17 protein-coding genes are annotated in these 17,265 nt (G+C 66.7%); 4 read left to right on the top strand and 13 right to left on the bottom strand.

Features of this window, described 5'->3' with window-relative positions; all coding sequences use genetic code 11:
• Nucleotides 1-20: 20 nt before the first annotated feature.
• The 6 genes from IPM20_13690 to IPM20_13665 are packed head-to-tail and all read right to left on the bottom strand — an operon-like array spanning nt 21 to nt 5,483.
• A complete protein-coding gene (locus IPM20_13690; GenBank protein ID MBK9132668.1) occupies nt 21-1,127 on the bottom strand; it encodes a DegT/DnrJ/EryC1/StrS family aminotransferase in 1,107 nt (368 codons plus the stop codon).
• 21 nt (nt 1,128-1,148) lie between these two features.
• On the bottom strand, nt 1,149-2,114 hold the full coding sequence (locus IPM20_13685) for a GNAT family N-acetyltransferase (protein MBK9132667.1): 966 nt from the start codon (nt 2,112-2,114) through the stop codon (nt 1,149-1,151).
• Between the two features lie 51 nt (nt 2,115-2,165).
• Entirely contained in the window at nt 2,166-2,918 is a 753-nt protein-coding gene (locus IPM20_13680; protein ID MBK9132666.1) for a methyltransferase domain-containing protein, read from the bottom strand.
• Between the two features lie 15 nt (nt 2,919-2,933).
• A complete protein-coding gene (locus IPM20_13675; protein ID MBK9132665.1) occupies nt 2,934-3,341 on the bottom strand; it encodes a WxcM-like domain-containing protein in 408 nt (135 codons plus the stop codon).
• A gap of 2 nt (nt 3,342-3,343) precedes the next feature.
• Nucleotides 3,344-4,252 carry a glycosyltransferase family 2 protein gene (locus IPM20_13670; protein MBK9132664.1) on the bottom strand — a complete coding sequence of 303 codons (909 nt, stop codon included), beginning with the start codon at nt 4,250-4,252 and terminating at the stop codon, nt 3,344-3,346.
• 31 nt (nt 4,253-4,283) lie between these two features.
• The gene (locus IPM20_13665; GenBank protein ID MBK9132663.1) at nt 4,284-5,483 is read right to left on the bottom strand and encodes a tyrosine--tRNA ligase; all 1,200 of its coding nucleotides are present in this window, start codon (nt 5,481-5,483) and stop codon (nt 4,284-4,286) included.
• Nucleotides 5,484-5,680: 197 nt separating this feature from the next.
• On the opposite strand from IPM20_13665, the gene IPM20_13660 reads away from it, so the two are divergent.
• Both IPM20_13660 and IPM20_13655 read left to right on the top strand, forming a co-directional pair.
• Nucleotides 5,681-7,159 carry a peptidoglycan DD-metalloendopeptidase family protein gene (locus IPM20_13660; GenBank protein ID MBK9132662.1) on the top strand — a complete coding sequence of 493 codons (1,479 nt, stop codon included), beginning with the start codon at nt 5,681-5,683 and terminating at the stop codon, nt 7,157-7,159.
• A gap of 75 nt (nt 7,160-7,234) precedes the next feature.
• On the top strand, nt 7,235-8,356 hold the full coding sequence (locus tag IPM20_13655; GenBank protein ID MBK9132661.1) for an anhydro-N-acetylmuramic acid kinase: 1,122 nt from the start codon (nt 7,235-7,237) through the stop codon (nt 8,354-8,356).
• A gap of 70 nt (nt 8,357-8,426) precedes the next feature.
• Here IPM20_13655 and erpA read toward each other — a convergent pair whose 3' ends face one another.
• The 6 genes from erpA to IPM20_13625 form a co-directional block, all read right to left on the bottom strand.
• Entirely contained in the window at nt 8,427-8,795 is a 369-nt protein-coding gene (gene erpA / locus IPM20_13650; GenBank protein MBK9132660.1) for an iron-sulfur cluster insertion protein ErpA, read from the bottom strand.
• A gap of 51 nt (nt 8,796-8,846) precedes the next feature.
• Complete coding sequence (locus IPM20_13645) at nt 8,847-9,278, bottom strand: polymer-forming cytoskeletal protein (protein ID MBK9132659.1); 432 nt, start codon at nt 9,276-9,278, stop codon at nt 8,847-8,849.
• 20 nt (nt 9,279-9,298) lie between these two features.
• Complete coding sequence (locus tag IPM20_13640; GenBank protein MBK9132658.1) at nt 9,299-10,024, bottom strand: hypothetical protein; 726 nt, start codon at nt 10,022-10,024, stop codon at nt 9,299-9,301.
• Between the two features lie 127 nt (nt 10,025-10,151).
• Nucleotides 10,152-11,201, bottom strand: coding sequence for an N-acetyl-gamma-glutamyl-phosphate reductase (locus tag IPM20_13635; protein ID MBK9132657.1), 1,050 nt, complete (start codon nt 11,199-11,201; stop codon nt 10,152-10,154).
• Between the two features lie 72 nt (nt 11,202-11,273).
• Complete coding sequence (locus IPM20_13630) at nt 11,274-12,197, bottom strand: cytochrome c (GenBank protein MBK9132656.1); 924 nt, start codon at nt 12,195-12,197, stop codon at nt 11,274-11,276.
• A complete protein-coding gene (locus IPM20_13625) occupies nt 12,194-13,228 on the bottom strand; it encodes a c-type cytochrome (protein MBK9132655.1) in 1,035 nt (344 codons plus the stop codon). Before IPM20_13625 ends, IPM20_13630 begins: the two co-directional genes overlap by 4 nt.
• A 117-nt stretch (nt 13,229-13,345) precedes the next feature.
• Here IPM20_13625 and IPM20_13620 point away from each other — a divergent pair, with 117 nt between their 5' ends.
• The gene (locus IPM20_13620) at nt 13,346-14,095 is read left to right on the top strand and encodes a hypothetical protein (GenBank protein ID MBK9132654.1); all 750 of its coding nucleotides are present in this window, start codon (nt 13,346-13,348) and stop codon (nt 14,093-14,095) included.
• Between the two features lie 56 nt (nt 14,096-14,151).
• Nucleotides 14,152-15,258: a 6-bladed beta-propeller gene (locus tag IPM20_13615; protein ID MBK9132653.1), complete on the top strand. Its 1,107-nt coding sequence runs from the start codon at nt 14,152-14,154 to the stop codon at nt 15,256-15,258.
• Nucleotides 15,259-15,336: 78 nt separating this feature from the next.
• On the opposite strand, the gene IPM20_13610 is transcribed toward IPM20_13615, so the two are convergent.
• Entirely contained in the window at nt 15,337-17,241 is a 1,905-nt protein-coding gene (locus IPM20_13610; protein MBK9132652.1) for an EAL domain-containing protein, read from the bottom strand.
• Nucleotides 17,242-17,265: the final 24 nt, after the last annotated feature.

The following is a 17,265-nucleotide window of genomic DNA, read 5'->3' as shown; positions in this document are numbered from 1 at the left end:
TGCCCGGAGGGTTCCGCGCCTCAAGGATCCGGCGCGGCGAATCGCTTCAATGCCGCCGCCACCCGGCGCGCACCCGCAGGCTCCAGGTGCGGACCCATTGGCAGGCTGAGGACCTCGCGGTGGATCGCCTCGGCGATCGGCAGTGCGCCGGCGCCAAGATTCATACCGGCATATGCGGCCTGCGCATGCGGCGGCACGGGATAATGCACCATGGTCTCGATGCCCTCTGCCGACAGGCTGGCCCTCAGGGTGTCGCGGTGCGCACTGCGCACCACGAACAGGTGCCAGACCGGTTCCGCCCATTCGGGCACCACGGGCAGGCCTGACACGGTCTTGCCCAGCTCGCTCAGATACAGGGCCGCGATCCGGCGGCGGCGCCCGTTCCATTCGTCCAGCCGCGCCAGCTTGACGCGCAGAAAGGCCGCCTGCAGCTCATCCAGCCGGGAGTTGTATCCCGGCGCCTCGTGCTCATACTTGATGCGGGAACCGTAGTTGCGCAACAGCCGGATCCGTTCCGCCAGCGCGGCGTCGTCGGTCGTCACGGCGCCGCCGTCGCCGAGCGCGCCGAGATTTTTCGCCGGATAGAAACTGAAGCCCGCCGCGTCGGCGAGCGCCCCGGCGCGGCGGCCTTTGTAGCGGGCGCCATGGGCCTGGGCCGCATCCTCGATGACCTTCAGGCGGTGTTTGGCAGCGACGGCCTTGATGGCGTCCATGTCGGCCGGCTGTCCGTACAGATGCACGGCGATGATGGCGCGGGTGCGTCCGGTGATCGCGGCCTCGAGGCGGGCCGGGTCGATGTTGTACGTGCGCGCGTCCGGTTCGACCGGCACCGGCACGGCGCCCGCGTGACTGACCGCGAGCCAGGTAGCGATGAAGGTGTTGGACGGCACGATGACCTCGTCGCCCGCCCCGATACCGTACCCACGCAGGATCAGGTGCAGCGCGTCCAGGCCGTTGCCGACGCCGATGCAAAAACGGGCGCCGCAGTAGGCGGCGAATTCCTGTTCGAAGTGTTCTGTTTCCCGGCCCAGGATGCAGCGGCCCGAATCGAGGACGCGCTCGAACGCGGCACGCAGATCCGCGCGCAACTCTTCGTGAGCCGGCCGCAGGTCGAGAAACGGGATCATGCCCTCGGTCACCATTGCCGGTCAGAAGACCCACTCGTACTGGTCATAGACCACCGAACGCCCGCCCCAGGACTCCTTGTTCAGCAACAGCGTCTCGTCGAGGACGCGGCCGGCGTCGGTGGTGGAGATCCCGAAGTCGAACCAGCGCACGCCATTGCACAGCTGCGTCAGGACATGCGACAGGCAGGCGTCGAGCGCGCAGCGCCGCTTCCCCTCCTCGGTGGCGCCGATGTACTGCGCGTGGCAGACGCAATCCGTCTGGTAGACGATGACCCCGCCGAGCAGCCGGTCCCGGTCATAGGCGCCGACGAGCCGTATATTCGCCGGGAACCGCGCCGCGAGCAGGGCGATCTCCTCCGCGCTATGGGTCGGGACGACGCCGTGCTTCTCCCTCAGGTGTTCCGCCTCGATCCGCATGAAGGCCGCGTAATCCCCGCTCACGCGCACCTCCAGCCCCTCCCGGCCCGCCTTCGTAATACAGGCCTTGCGGCCCTTGGCGGGGGTATACCTCTCGGACAGACACAGGCTGGTGGAGAGGTCCCGGCGCGTGAGGCGCGCGCCGAGCCGCACCAGGGCGTACAAGTCCTCCTCGGCGGGCATCCGGTGATAGATATGCGGGATCGCCTTGTAGACCAGCTTGTTCAGTTGATGTTCAACGCACCACGCGCCGATCGCCGCGAACGCGGGCAGCGCATGGCTGCCGTGGAAGTCGCGGCCGACGATCAGCCCGCCGTAGGTCAGACCGGCGTGCGAATGCAATCCGGCGTCGCGGATCGTCGCGGGCAGCGCCGCGATGATCCGGTCGCCGTCGAGGACGAACAGGGAGGCGTCCGGGAAACGGTCCGCGTGATAATCCATATAGGAACGGAGGTGGAGAAAGGTGCCGTTGCGCGAATCCCTGACGCACGCGTCCCAGGCCGCGGCATCGGATCCCGCGTAGCTGCGCACGGTGACATCAGGACGCTGCACGGCGCTGATCGGGGTCATGGCGGTGACACACACATCAGCGGACGCGGGCGCGCCGGAGGCCTGGCGGGACTAGGCCGCGATCCGCGCATTGACGAAGATCTCGCAGGCCAGTTCCGGTTCGCGCCGGCCCAGCTCGAACAGGCCGTCCAGCACCGCATCGCCCAGCGCCGGCGCGATCGCCTCCATCTGCCCATGAGTAAACGGCTTCACCAGATATCCGCCCCGCTCCTCCACGGCAAACCCGGCGGCCTCCAGATCGGAGACCAGGGCGGGGAAATCGTACACGCGGTGCTGCTGCAGCAGCTGATTGCGCTCGCTCATGGTGTCCAGTGTCGGAATCAGCCTCATCGCGAGCGCGAGCCGGCGATGCAGGCTGGCGGCGTTGGCGACGTTGACGTGTAGCCGGGAGCGGCCGTCCATCGTCGCATGGATGGCCCGCAGCATCGCCCCGGACGACGGCACCTCCTGCAGCACGCCGGAGCAGATCACCAGATCCGGCGGCCGCGGCAGCGCCGCCCGCACGGCGGGCTGGGACTGCTCGAGGAATCCCTCGACGACCGTCATGCCCGGCAGCTCCGCCCGCCGTGCGCTGGCGCAGAACGCCGGCGCCGGCTCGATGACGACCCAACGCTCAAGGGGCGCGGCATGGCGCAGGTAATGCTGGTACAGCAGCTCCGATCCGCAGCCGATCTCCAGCACGACGGCCGGCCGGACCGCATTCAACTGCTCGAGCACCACCCGCCGGCGATATTCCACCAGCACCTGCTCGAAACCGTAGTGCGCGAGATAGTCCTCGGTATAGCGTTCGATATCCCGCTTCATCATGCCCCCGCGCGGCTAGCGGCCGACGTCCCGGATGAAATCCTCGTAGACCCGGTAATAATCTTCTTCACGATAGATGTCACTCGCCAGCGCCAGGCAGACCGCGCCGGAAGAAAAATTGTCGATCTCGCGCCAGACCCCGGGGGCGATATACAGGCCATAATAGGACCGGCTGAGGTGAAACGTCTTCTTCTCGCGGCCATCGTCGAGATGCACGTCGAAGCTGCCGGACATCGCGATCAGGAACTGGTGCAGGGCCTTGTGCGCGTGACCGGCGCGGCTCGCGCCGCCCGGGACATCGTACAGGTAGTACACGCGCTCGATCCTGAAGGGAATGTGCCGCGCGGACTCGATGAATGTCAGGTTGCCGCGCGGGTCATGGACCTTCGGCAGATCGATCAGCCTGCACTCTTGCACGCCCATGCTCAGCCGCCCTTGAGCTCGGCGACCGTCTGCGCGTAATGCCCGGACAGTTCGGGATACAGGTGCGCGCACATGTCGTAGATCTCGCGCAGGCGCGCGAGCGATCGTTCGATCTCCTCGCCGCTGATGAAATTGTGCTTCACGGCATATTTCAGCAGCATGGCCCAGTCCGTCACCGCATAGATGAACTCCGGGTTGTAGGCCGGATTACTGTTGGCGTTGAGGTGCCGGCGGAAATAGGACAGCGGCGTGGCGTGGATCGCGACGGGCCCCCGCAAGCCGAGCCTGATCCAGGTGGCGACGTCGTCCAGCCCGCGCCACAGCTCCCCTTCCAGATCGAACCCCCAGGGCTCGCCCGAGGGTTCGAGCATGTCCTCGCGTCGTATCAGTACGGTCGAGAACTCGCCGATCGGATTGGACAGGTACAGCGCCATGATCCGGATCAGCTCGCGACCGTCGCGCATCAGCGTGGTCTCGAGCTGGAACGGGTTGATGATCTTGACCGGTTCGCCCGCCTCGTTCACCTCCTGCCGCAGGCTCGCGACCAGCCGCGGCCCGGAAGGATGCTCCGCGAGCCTGACCAGCTCGCTCACGCAGAAGGGATGGAGAAAATCGTCGTCCAGCAGAAACTTGAGGTACTTTCCCCGCGCCAGGCGGATGAGGTTCCGGTAGTTGCCCCGCCCACGTCCGACGCGATCCTCGTTACAGACATACTGCACGGCGGTGCCGAATTCGGCGCACACGTTCCGGATCGCATCGGTCGGCGCGTCGTCGGAAACGATCACCTCGATGTTGCGATAAGTCTGCGCCAGCGCGCTCCCGATCGCCGTCTTCAGGTCGCGCTCCTTGTAGGCGGGGATGCAGACCGAAACGAGCGGCTGCTCCGGGGACATCGCCGCAACCTCAGTCATGGACACGCCATCCTGCTTCCACCGCCCCCATTCAGTTGACACTCACCCGCGCGACCCGCCGCTTGCCCACCTGGACCACGTGGGTCCCACCGCGGGCGATGCGACGCTGGGCGTCCTCGACGCGCTCGCCGTCCAGGCGCACGGCGCCCTGCTGGATCATGCGCAGGGCCTCCGAGGTGCTGGCGACCAGGCCAGCGTCCTTGAGCAGGTTCGCGATCGGATACACCCCGTCTTCCGCGGCGAGCTCGACGGTCTCCATGTCCTCGGGCAAGGCCCCGCGCTGGAAACGCGCGACGAACTGCTCCTGCGCCCGCGCGGCGGCGGCCGCGCCATGGAAGCGCGTCACCAGCTCCACGCCCAGCAGGAACTTGATGTCGCGCGGATTCGCGCCCTGTGCGACCTGCTGCTTCAACTCCGCGATCCCACCGGCCGTGCGCGCCGACAGCAGGTCGAAGTAGCGCCACATCAGCGTGTCGGAGATGGACATCAGCTTGCCGAACATCTGGTCCGGCGGCTCGTTGATGCCGATGTAGTTGCCGAGTGACTTCGACATCTTCTGGACGCCGTCCAGGCCTTCCAGGATCGGCATGGTCAGCACCACCTGGGGCGGCTGGCCGAAGGATTCCTGCAGCTGCCTGCCCACCAGCAGATTGAATTTCTGGTCCGTGCCGCCGAGCTCGACATCGGCGCGGATGGCGACGGAGTCGTAACCCTGGATCAGCGGATAGAGGAATTCGTGGATGGAGATCGGCTGGCCACCCGCGTAACGCTTGCTGAAGTCATCCCGTTCGAGCATGCGCGCCACGGTATGCCGCGCCGCCAGACCGATCAGGTCCGCCGCGCCCATCGCGCCCATCCAGCTCGAGTTGAACATCACCAGGGTCTTGCCGGGATCCAGGATCTTGAAGATCTGCTCCTCATAGGTGCGCGCGTTCTCGATCACCTCGTCGCGCGTGAGCGGCTGGCGGGTGACGTTCTTCCCGGTCGGGTCGCCGATCATGCCGGTGAAATCGCCGATCAGGAAGATGCATTCGTGCCCGAATTCCTGAAACTGGCGCAGCTTGTTGAGCAGGACGGTATGCCCCAGATGCAGATCGGGGGCGGTCGGGTCGAAACCCGCCTTGATCCGCAGCGGCCGGCCGGCGGCGAGCCGCTGCGCCAGATCCCCTTCCAGAAGGATCTCCTCGGCGCCGCGCTTGATTTCTGCCAGGACATCACCGACCCCGCTCATAGAACTCCCTTAACTGCTTAAGACGGCTGAAAAATAGCCGATATATTACCGTACTCATGCCCGCGTTGAAGCGAAAAATGTCCTTTCCCGACGAGCGTTCGCACCGGTTGATGCACTCACTGCAACGTTCGTGCATCCGATTATTGACCGCGGCCGGCGCACAAGCTAAGGTTAGCCCAAACAACAAGGATGGCACCATGGACAGATTGTGCATGAAAAACCGGGACTTCAAACCGGTTACCCGCGGGAATGGCAAGAAACCTCTCTACACCAACCACCATCTGCTGACCGCCGCCGGCGCGCTCGTCGGCATCGGTCTCATTATCGGGCTGACCCCGGACGAGGCCAGCGCGACGCGCAGTGAACAGACCGGCGCTCAGACCCAGATCCTCGCCGAACTCCCCCCGCCAGGCGTCGCGACCGATGCCATCGTCGGGGAGACCGCCCGCCTGAACGTCCCGCTCGAACTCCCGGTCCGGCCGGCAAGCGTCGTCACGGAAGCCGCCGAGCGGTCGGCGCTGCCCGCCGCGCCCGAACCGGAGCGCGAATGGAAGACGGCGCAGGTCCGCAACGGCGACAATCTCTCGCTCATCTTCGGGCGTCTCGGCCTCAGCGCGCAGGAACTGCACAACATCCTCGAACTGGGCGGCGATACCCGCACCCTGAAGCGCCTGTATCCCGGCGAGGAGATCCGGGTCCAGACCGGTGAGGACGGCAGGCTGCTCGCGCTCAACTATGATATGGACGAGTCGCACACCCTGTGGGTGGAGCAAAACGGAAGCGACCTCACCACCCGGGTGGTCGAGCATCCGCTCGAGAAGCGCGTCACCCAGGCCAGCGCAACCATCAACGACTCCCTGTTTCTCGCCTCGCAACGCGCCGGCCTGAGCGACAACCTGACGATGGAGCTCGCCGGCATCTTCGGCTGGGACGTCGACTTCTCGCTCGACATCCGCCAGGGCGACCGCTTCGCGGTCGTCTATGAGGAGGTCTACAAGGACGGCGACAAGCTGCGCGACGGCGCCATCCTGGCCGCGGAGTTCGTCAACCGCGGCAAGGTCTACCGCGCGGTGCGCTACTCCGGAACGGACAGCAACGCCCAATATTACAGCCCGGACGGCAAGAGTCTGCGCAAGGCATTCCTGCGTTCACCCGTGGCCTTCTCCCGCATCAGCTCCGGCTTCAGCCTGGGCCGTCTGCACCCGGTCCTGAACCGGATCCGCGCCCACAAGGGTGTCGACTATGCCGCGCCGACCGGTACCCCCGTCAAATCGACCGGTGACGGCAAGATCGCTTTCAAGGGCATCAAGGGTGGTTACGGCAATGTCGTCATCGTCCAGCACGGCAGCCGCTACAGCACGCTCTATGGCCACCTCTCCGGTTTCGCGCGCGGCCTCGGCAATGGCAGCCGCGTTTCGCAAGGACAGGTCATCGGCTACGTCGGCATGACCGGCCTGGCCACGGGACCGCATCTTCACTACGAATTCCGTGTCGACGGGGTCCATCGCAACCCGCTCACCGTCGCGCTGCCGGACGCCGCCCCACTGCCCGCGCAGCAGATGGCCGCATTCAGGCAGGAATCGCAGCCCTATCTCGCGCGCCTGGATACGCTCGATCGGACACAGGTCGCGCAGTCGGGCGCGTCCTCCGCGATCGCCCTGAATGCCGCGGAATAAGGGACACTCGCCCGCAGCTCCGGCAGTACCCTCCTGTCCCTGGCGCCCAGGCGCCGGTCATTCGGCCGACCCCTCGTGACGGAGCTCTACATCGGTCTGATGTCGGGGACCAGCATGAACGCCGTCGACGCCGCGCTGGTCGACCTGCACGGGCACCCGAAGCTGCTGCACACCGCCAGCCGGCCCTATCCGCCCGAATTGCGCCGGCGCCTGCAGGCCCTGTGCGAAGGGACCCGCGACGAACTGGAGAGTTTCGCCCGGCTCGACACCGAACTCGGGCACCTGTTCGCCGAGACCGCGCTCGCCGTGCTGCACCAGGGCGGGATCCGGCCGGCGGAGGTGGTGGCCATCGGCAGCCATGGCCAGACCGTCCGGCATTATCCCGGCCCCGAACCCAAATCCAGCCTGCAGATCGCCGACCCGAACATCATTGCGACCGTCACGGGCATCACGACGGTAGCGGATTTCCGCCGCCGCGACATCAGCGTGGGCGGCCAGGGCGCGCCGCTCGTACCGGCCTTTCACAACCTGCTGTTCCGACAGCGCGGACGCGAGCGCGCCGTGCTGAACATCGGCGGGATCGCCAATGTCACGATCCTGCCCGGTGACCCGCAGGCCGCGGTCACCGGCTTCGACACCGGCCCCGGCAACGTGCTGATGGACCAGTGGGCCGCGCGCCACCTGCGCCAGCCCATGGACCGCGATGGCCGCTGGGCCGCCAGCGGCCGCATCGACGGGGCCCTGCTGGAGCGCCTGCTGAAGGACCGTTATTTCGCCGCCCCGCCGCCCAAATCCACCGGCACGGAGTATTTCAACCTCCACTGGCTGGAACGGATGCTGAAACGGCACACCGGACGCATGATCAGGAAGAACGTCCAGGCCACGCTGTGCGAGCTGACAGCCGCCGGCGTCGTGCAGGCCCTGCGCGAACACGCCCCGGCGACGCGGGAGGTGCTGGTCTGCGGCGGCGGGGCGCACAATCTCGCGCTGATGTTCCGCCTGCAGGCACTGCTGGGAGAGGTTCAGCTCAGATCGACCGAGGATTACGGGTTTCCGCCCGACTGGATCGAGGCCATGGCCTTTGCCTGGCTCGCGCACGAGACCCTGGGGGGACGACCGGGCAATCTCCCCAGCGTCACCGGGGCGACACGGCCGGTGCTGCTGGGCGGAATCTACCGTACCGCCCGCAAGGGGTGATTGACCGGGAAGGGGACGGAGTTGCGGGGTAAACGGGGACGGATTTGAAATCCGTCCCCGTACCGGTCGATCAGACGCTGAACGAGGAACCGCAGCCGCAGGTGGTGGTGGCGTTGGGATTGCGGATGACGAAGTGCGCGCCTTCCAGACCCTCGGAATAATCGATCTCGGCGCCCGCCAGATACTGAAAGCTCATCGGGTCGACCAGCAGTGTCACGCCGCCATTCTCGATCACCGTATCACCGTCATTGACCGCTTCGTCGAAGGTGAAGCCGTATTGGAAGCCGGAACACCCGCCGCCGGTAATGAACACGCGCAGCTTGAGCGCGTCGTTGGCCTCTTCATCGATGAGGGACTTCACCTTGGCGGCCGCCGCATTGGTGAACACCAGAATCGGCGGAGCCGCCTCGGCCATAACTTCGGAGCCAGCTAAACTCATGGGGTATCTCCTTACATGAACTGGGGGTTATTGTAATCCGACCGCCCCACATCAATCAACATGTCCGCCTGATTCACTCAGGTATTTCACATCCTTGGCCCCGGAGGAGGCCTTGAGCTCGGCCTCGTCGAGGTGTACCAGGCTGCCGTTCACCTCCGCGCCCATGGCCACCTCGATGCGCTTGTAGTAGACGTTGCCGGTGATGCGGGCATGCAGCGCGAGTTCGACCGACTCCGAGGCGTAGATGTCGCCGATCACCTGCCCGTCGATCATGACATGGGGGGCGCGCACCTCACCTTCAATGGAGCCCTTGTCGCTCAGGACCAGACTGGTCGAGCCGTCGTTGCCCGCCTCGATGTTGCCCTTGATCGCGCCGTCGATGTGCAGGCCGCCGCTGAACACGATATCGCCGTGTATCTCGGTGCGCTGCCCGATCAGGGTATCGACCTTGTCGGCTCGCTGTTTTTTGGCTCCATTCCACATGGCCGGTCTCCTTCTATCGACTACGAAAACAGTTCGGTCCAGCTGAAGCTGCGTTCCACCGGCGGCTTGGCGCCGTCACGCGGCAATACCTTGAGTTGCAGACGCAAGGGCACGAATCCCTCGGGCAGCGTCAGGCTGCCGGCCAGTTCCTGAAAATGCCTGAACCGGAACGTCAGCGCGGACTTGTCGCCGCCGAGCAGCTCCTCTTGAGACAATTCGGCCTGCGCCCCGTTGCGCAGTCCGCTCAGCGTCATGCGTACCTCGCCCTGGATCAGACCGGGCGGAGTCACGTACTGGGTCAGCACCAGGCGATAACGCAGCAGCGGGGACTCTCCGTCGCGCTGCAGCTTGAGGCTCTCGACCTGCAGCCCCTTGTCTCCGCCGGAGGCATTGACCAGTCGACGGTAGAACGCTGCTTCCTGCTTCAGCTCGAGCAGCTCGTCCTGCAGGGTGGCGATATTCTGGTCGACTTCCTGATAGGCCCGACGGTCGATATCGCGCGCCTGTTCCAGCACCGCTTTCTCGCCGCTCAGCCGCTTGTTCTCCGCCTCCAGATCCAGGATGCGCGTCGCCAGGGTATCGCGCGCCGCGCGGGCCGCCTGGGAATCGAATCCCGCGCGCGATCGTCCGTAATCGAACAGGGCCCACCCTCCCGCCAGAACCACGACGCTCAACAGCACATACAAGGCCCGCTTGAGGCGGGGATGGCGGGCCGGAACGATGACGTGTGTGGGTTTGTTCGCCATTAATAATATTTGGGGTCAGAGTAAAAACTTATTTAATCGGTCGAAAGTATGCTATCTAGATTCAGTTTTTACTCTGACCCCAAATATACCAAATATACGGCTCCACCCGGCGGCACACGGCGCCCGGTCAGGGCAGCAGCGCGATCTCCTTGAGTCCCAGTCCTTCCTCGAATCCGTGCATGATGTTGAAATTCTGCAGCGCCTGCCCGGCCGCGCCCTTGACCAGATTGTCGATCACCGACAGGACGACCACGGTACGCTGATCGAGCGGACGGTAGACCGCGATGCGGCACAGGTTCGCGCCCTTCACGCTGCGCGTCTCGGGCAGCGAGCCGGACGGCATCACGTCGACGAAGGGCTCCTGCGCGTACCGCTTCTCGTACAGGGCCTGCAAATCCACCTCACGTTCCGTCGCCAGTTCGGCGTACAGCGTGGCATGAATGCCGCGGATCATCGGCACCAGATGCGGCACGAAGGTCAGGCCGACGGGGCCTCCCCTGCCGGCCGCCGCAAGCCCCTGGCGGATCTCCGGCCAGTGCCGGTGACCGGCCACGCCGTAGGCCTTGAAGTTCTCCCCCGCCTCCGCGAACAGGGTACCGATCTCGGCCTTGCGCCCGGCGCCGCTGACGCCGGACTTTGCGTCCGCGATCAGGCGGTCGCGATCGACCAGACCGGCCTCCAGCAGGGGCAGGAACCCGAGCTGGACCGCGGTGGGGTAACAGCCGGGGTTGGCCACCAGCCGGGCCCCGCGCAGGGCGGCGCGATTGATCTCGGGCAGGCCATACACGGCCTCCGCCAGCAGTTCGGGACAGGCGTGGTCCATCCGGTACCAGTGGCGCCATTGTTCCGGATCCTTGAGACGGAAGTCCGCCGCCAGATCGATGATGCGCGTACCGGCTTCCAGCAGCACGCGCGCCATGGTCATGGCGGTGCCGTTGGGGGACGCGAAAAAGACCGTATCACAATCCGCCAGCACCGCGGGCTCCGGCGACGTGAACTCCAGATCGACATGGCCGCGCAGATTCTGGAACAGACCGGCGACCGGACGTCCGGCCTGCTCGCGTGAAGTCACCGCACGCAGTTCGACCTCCGGGTGACGCGCGAGCAGACGCAGGAGCTCCGCGCCGGTATAGCCCGTGCCTCCGACCACGCCCACCTTGAGTCTCGTGTTCGCCATCCGCGTTCCCGCCCGGGTCATGTCCCGGCCACAATCGGCCCAATATAACAGATATGCCGCGCCCGGCGCGGGTCAATCCTGGCCGGCACGCGGCGCTTCCCTGGCGGACCGTACGAAGACCGCTTCCACATAGGATGCCACCGCCGCGATCTGCGCCGCGTCGAGCACCGTCTCCCAGGCCGGCATCGCGCTGCCGGGCACGCCCCGCGCGATGACCTCGCGCAACCGCTCCGGCGTCAGCGCCGCCACGGACGCGGAAGTCAGATCGCGCGGCCGCGGCTCCAGAAACGCGCCGATCCAGTTGCGTCCGCTGCCGTCGCGCGCGTGGCAGAAGGCGCAGTTGTGCTGGAAGATCTCTTCCCCGCGCCGTTGCTGCGGCGTCGGGTTGACCAGCCGCGGGGCAGCGTCATGCCGCGCGGACAGCGACGCGCCCGAGACCGCGTCGGCGCTCTCGCCGTCCCGGTGCGAATAGCCGCCGCGCGGATACGACACCGTCCTGCGGTCCCACAGAGTACGGTCATCGATCAGGCGGGCGCGGTCGTGACAGACCACGCAGGAAGACAGGAACAGCCGCTTGCCCTGGCGCTGCGCCGGCGTCAGTTCCTCGTCCGCGGTATCCAGCGCCAGTTCGCCCAGCGCGAAGGGAAAGGCCGCGGCGTAGCGCTGGTGATCCGGCCAGCCGTTCTCCGCGGTGTGGTAACGGGTGTTCTCCCGCCGCGCCTCGATGAAGGTTGCGCGGATGAAATCCACCACGGCCTCGATCTCGTCCCGGCCCAGGGTCTGCGCGAAACCCATCATGGCGCTGCCCGGGCGCCCGTCGGTCACGGCGCGGATCATGTCGTCTCGGCTCAAGGCGCCGGGCTCGAGCGCGGTGAAATCGCGCGGCGGCGGCTGCAGGAAACGGCTCGCCACGGTCCTGGCATCGCCGTCGTAGCCATGACAGAAATAACAGTGATTGTTATAGATATCCCGGCCCGCGCGCGGGCCGCGGGTCACTTCATGACTTTTTTTTTCTGCGACTCCGGGGCGGGAGTGATGAAGGTCGTGAAGACGAACTCGGCGACGTCCGCGATCTCCTGCTCGCTCAGCACGCTGGACCAGGCCGGCATGACGGTGCCGCGCTTGCCGGCGGAGATCGCCGCGAACAGCGCCGGGCGATTCAGCACGAGACGCGATTCCGGCGCGAGGAAATTGCGCGGCGGCGGCTTGATGAACGACGCCCGCGGCCCCTGGCCGTCACCGTGCTCGCCGTGACAGACGTAACAGTTGGCGAGATAGAACCGGCGCCCCTTGTCCGCATCGCCCCGCAACCCGCGTGGCAAGGCCGCGCGCATGTCCGCGACGGGACGCGCGGGCTCCTGATCTTGCAGCGCGCCCGGGGCGGGCGTGGTGGCGCCGGCCATAAAGGTCGCGCGCACGTAGTCGACCACCGACTCGATCTCCGCCGCGCTCAGTTCGCGGCTGAAGGGCATCATGGCGGTCCCCGGCCGGCCGTGCGTCACCGACAGCAACATGCGTTCACGCGTGAGTTCCCGACCGGCATCCGCCGCGGTGAAGTCGCGCGGCGGGGGATTGAGGCTGTTGTGCGCCCAGCTGGCGCCGTTGCCACGGTCGCCGTGGCAGGCGGAGCAGTGACGCTTGTACAACTGCTGGCCGGAAGCCTGCTGCGGTTGCGCCGGGGGACGCATGAAACTCGTGCGGATATAGTCCACGATGGCGGCAATCTCGTCCGCGCCGAGGCGGTTCCCCCAGCCGACCATGGCAGTACCCGGCCGGCCATACGTCACCGACAGGATCATGCGCTCCCGGCTCAGCTCCTGCCATGCCTCGGCGGTGGTGAAATCCCGCGGCGGCGGGTTCAGGCCGAACTGGGCACGGCTTTTCCCGTCGCCCTGCTCACCGTGGCAGGCGGCGCAGTTGTGCTGATAGAGTCGCTGCGACTCCGCGGCGGGGACGGCCGCGGCGAGCAAGGGCAGGCAGGCGGCGATCACGCCTGCGCAGCGTGCAAGACTGGAAGGCAACGGCATGGGTTACTGGCGATTCCGGCGATGGTACGGCGTCCTGACAATGATAGCCGCATTTGCATTATAATGTCAGCCACCGCGGCCGACGCGCTCCCTGACAGGCATCCGAGGAAAATAACAATGAGACGGATCATCGGCAGCCCCATCCTGCAGGCGATCCTGCTGCTGGGAAGCGCGCTGTGGGCGCTCACCGCCGCCGGCGGCACTATCCTGGGAACCAAACACGACTTCACCGGCCTCAACAAGCGCGCGGGCGTACAGGCGATGTCGGGCGTCGCCTTTTCGGATTACGGATCGCCCTGCGTCTATTGCCATGTGCCGCCGGAGCAGCAGGGCGGCGACAGCGTCGCGGCGGGCGGCATCGAGGGCTGGAACCGGTTCACGCCGGCCACCGGAGCCTACACCCTCTACGACAGCCGCACACTCGACAACAAGGTACGCACCCCGAGCCCGATCAGCCTGCTCTGCCTCTCCTGCCATGATGGCACCATGGCAGTCGACATGACGGTATTCAAACCGAACGGCTTCCGCAGCAGCGAGGATGCCGCCCTGCACCTGCGCATCAACAAGGCGGACGACCTGTGGAGCTGCGGCAAATGCCACAACGGCAAGGTCGCGCACAATATCGCCATCAAACATCTCGACACCGACATCAGCAACGATCATCCGATCTCGATGACCTACGCCGGTCTCAACCACAAGGACCCCGACTTTCGGCTGCCGGACAGCCCTTACGGCTTCGACAACGGCGTCAAGCTCTACGACAACCGCGTCGAGTGCGCCACCTGCCACAACGTGCACAATCCGGATGTCACCCTGCTCCTGCGCGACCGCGCCGACCGCCTGTGCGAAACCTGCCATATCAAGTGACGGCGTAGCGTGAGGGGATAGGAGTGAGGTGTAAGCTGACCCTGAACCGGCAGGCAATGTTCGTTAGCGCGGCGCTTTCACGCCTCAGGCCTCACGCCGCACGCCTCACCCTCGTTGTCGCCCTCGGGCTGCTCGCCGCCTGCGCCGGCACACCCGAGGTCGAGAGTGATTTCACACCGCCGGTCTATCCGCCCCCGCCCGCGGAGCCGCGCTTCGTCTACGAACGCACGCTGCTGTATAACGAGGATGTCGAGGAAGTGACCTCCGGCATGCGCTTCAAGCAGTTCGCCCTGGGCGAGGCGCGCAAACTCATGGGACTGGTCAAACCGTTCGACGTTGCGGCGCATGCCGGCCGCGTCTACGTCAGCGACACGGTGCAGCGCGCCGTCATGGTGTTCGACATCCCCGGCAAGCGGTTCTTCCAGATCGGTGCCGAGAAACCCGGCCGGCTGTCCAAGCCGATGGGCATCGACATCGCCGGCGACGGCACGCTCTACGTCGCCGACATCACGGAGCGCCGCGTCATGGTCTACGACGCCGACGGGACCTTCCTGCGCGCCATCGGCGACCGGGAGTTGCTGCAGCGTCCGTCCGACGTCGCGCTCAGCCCCGACGGCGCGCGCCTCTATGTGGTGGACACCGGCGGGGTGGAGTCGGCGGAGCACGTGGTGCACGTCTTCGACGCCCGCAGCGGCGAACCCCGGGGCCGGATCGGTGCGCGCGGCATGGGTGAGGGAGAGCTCAATCTGCCGCTGCAGGCGGCCGTGGCGCCGGATGGCACCCTCTATGTGGTCGACAGCGGCAATTTCCGCGTCGAGGCCTTCGACGGCGACGGCCGGTATCGCTTCAGCTTCGGCTCGGTCGGGCGCTTCCCCGGCCAGTTCGCCCGTCCCAAGGGGATCGCGATCGACGCCGCCGGTAATGTCTATGTGGTCGACACCGCCTTCGGCAACGTCCAGATCTTCGACCGCGCGGGGCAACTGCTGATGTTCATCGGCGAACGCGGTCAGTCGGGCTTTCCCGGCAAATACATGCTGCCGGCGGGGATCGACGTGGACAGCGACGGGCGCGTCTACATCGTCGACCAGTTCTTCCGCAAGGTCGACATCTATCGCCCGGTCTCACCGGGCCAGGGCGCGGCGATGGCCGCGGAACCCCCCTGACGAAACCGCCGGGGACAGACGTACCCATCTGTCCCCGCCCGTAAAAAATCCATCCATTCCCGTCCCCCTGCGCCGCCTTCAGGCCGCGCCCGTCGCGGGGTACCAGCCGGATTTCCGCAGCCAGGTGAGCAGGTCGTCCGCCTCCAACGGCCGGCTGATGTAGAACCCCTGCACCGAATCGCAGCGCATGCCGGCGAGCAGATCATAGGTGGCCCGGTCCTCGACGCCTTCGGCCACCACGCGGAGGCCGATATTGTGCGCCAGGTCGATGGTCGAGCGGACGATCACCGCATCGTCGTTGTCGAACGCCATCGCGGACACGAAGGATTTGTCGATCTTCACCTCGTCGATCGGCAAGCGCTTCAGGTAGGCCAGCGACGAATATCCGGTGCCGAAATCGTCGATCGAAATCCGCACGCCCTGCGCGCTCAAGCGGTTCAGCACCTCGAGGGCGTGCGCGGAACCGGGCATGATCACGGTCTCGGTGATTTCCAGCCGTAGCTGCACGGGTCTCCCCTCATGGCCGAGGAGCCCGCTGACGATGTCCGGCAGGCCGCCGTCGTGCAGATTGTGGGCCGAAAGATTGACCGCGACGCGCAATTCCAGCCCGTGCGCCACCCATGCGCGGCTGTGGCGCGCCGCCGTCTTCAGCACCCACAGCGTCAGCGGCCGTATCAGGCCGGTGCGCTCGGCCAGCGGGATGAATTCGTCCGGACCGAGGAGGCCGCGGGACGGATGATTCCAGCGTACCAGCGCCTCGACACCGGTGACACGGCCGCTGTGCAGATCGACCACCGGCTGGTAACACAGCTTCAGCTGGTCACTCTCCAGGGCGGTGTGGAGTTCGGATTTGAGGGCGAGGTGACGCAGACCGTGCCGGTCCTGCTCGGGCTCGTACACGGCATGGCCGCGGTGCTCGCGCTTGGCCGCGTACATCGCCACGTCGGCGTGACGCATCAGTGTGCTGGAGTCCTCGCCGTGCTCGGGAAACATCGCGATGCCGATGCTGGCGCCGAGCATGAAGCTGTGCCCTTCCAGCGCGAACGGCCGCTCGATCTCGCGCGCGACCTTGTCGGCGATGCGCGCGGCGTCGGCGGGATCGGTGGCCGGCAACAGCAGCGCGAACTCGTCGCCGCCGAGCCGGGCCACGGTGTCGGAACTGCGCATCAGCGCGCTCATGCGGCGCGCGGTCTCGCGCAGGATGAGGTCGCCGCAGGGATGGCCCAGCGTATCGTTGATCTCCTTGAAGTGGTCGAGATCGGCGATCATCAGCGCGAGCGGCCGGTGGTTGCGGCGCGCACCATGAATGGCGTGCTCGATGCGATCCAGCAGCAAGGCGCGGTTCGGCAGGCCGGTGAGCGAATCATGCAGCGCCTGGTGGCGCAGCGCCGCGAGCTGCGCGCGGCGCTGGGTGATGTCGCGCAGGATGACGACGTAATGCAGCCGGCCGTGGATCGCCATGCGGCTCACGGTCAGCTCGAGCGGGAACAGGGCGCCGCTCTTGTGCCGCCCGCTCGCCTCGCGCGTCCCGCCCGCCATGTCGGCGAGGTGGGCGGGGAGACCGGCCGCCGCCTCCCCCGCCGTGACCGGCGGCGGCAACAGCTGGGCGACCGCGCGCCCGCGCAGCTCCTCCGCGCCGAAACCGAACAGGCGCTCGGCGGCGGGATTGGAGGATTCGACCGCGCCGCGCTCGTCCACATAGAGAACGGCGTCGACGATATGATCCAGCACGGCGCGAAGCCGGTGCTCGGACACCGCGATCTGCAGCTCCATGCGGTCGCGCGGGCGATTGATCCCGGACCGTGTGAAACGCCAGAGGCCGAAGGCGGCGCCGGCGATCAACACCGGCAGCAGCCACCATGACCACGCCGCCCCGGCATGCAGCATCCCCGGCGGCAACAGTTCCGCGGCGGCGCCCGCCGTGATCAGTCCCAGCGCGATGCCCGCGCTCACGGCCGCCGTGCGGGTACCCGGCCGTCTCATGTCATGCCGTCCGGCGCCGGGCGG

The organism is Gammaproteobacteria bacterium (genome assembly GCA_016716465.1).
In the GTDB taxonomy this organism is placed as follows: Bacteria; Pseudomonadota; Gammaproteobacteria; order SZUA-140; family SZUA-140; genus JADJWH01.
The sequence above is the reverse complement of the archived record's forward strand: the minus strand, read 5'-3'. Positions and strand labels throughout refer to the sequence as shown.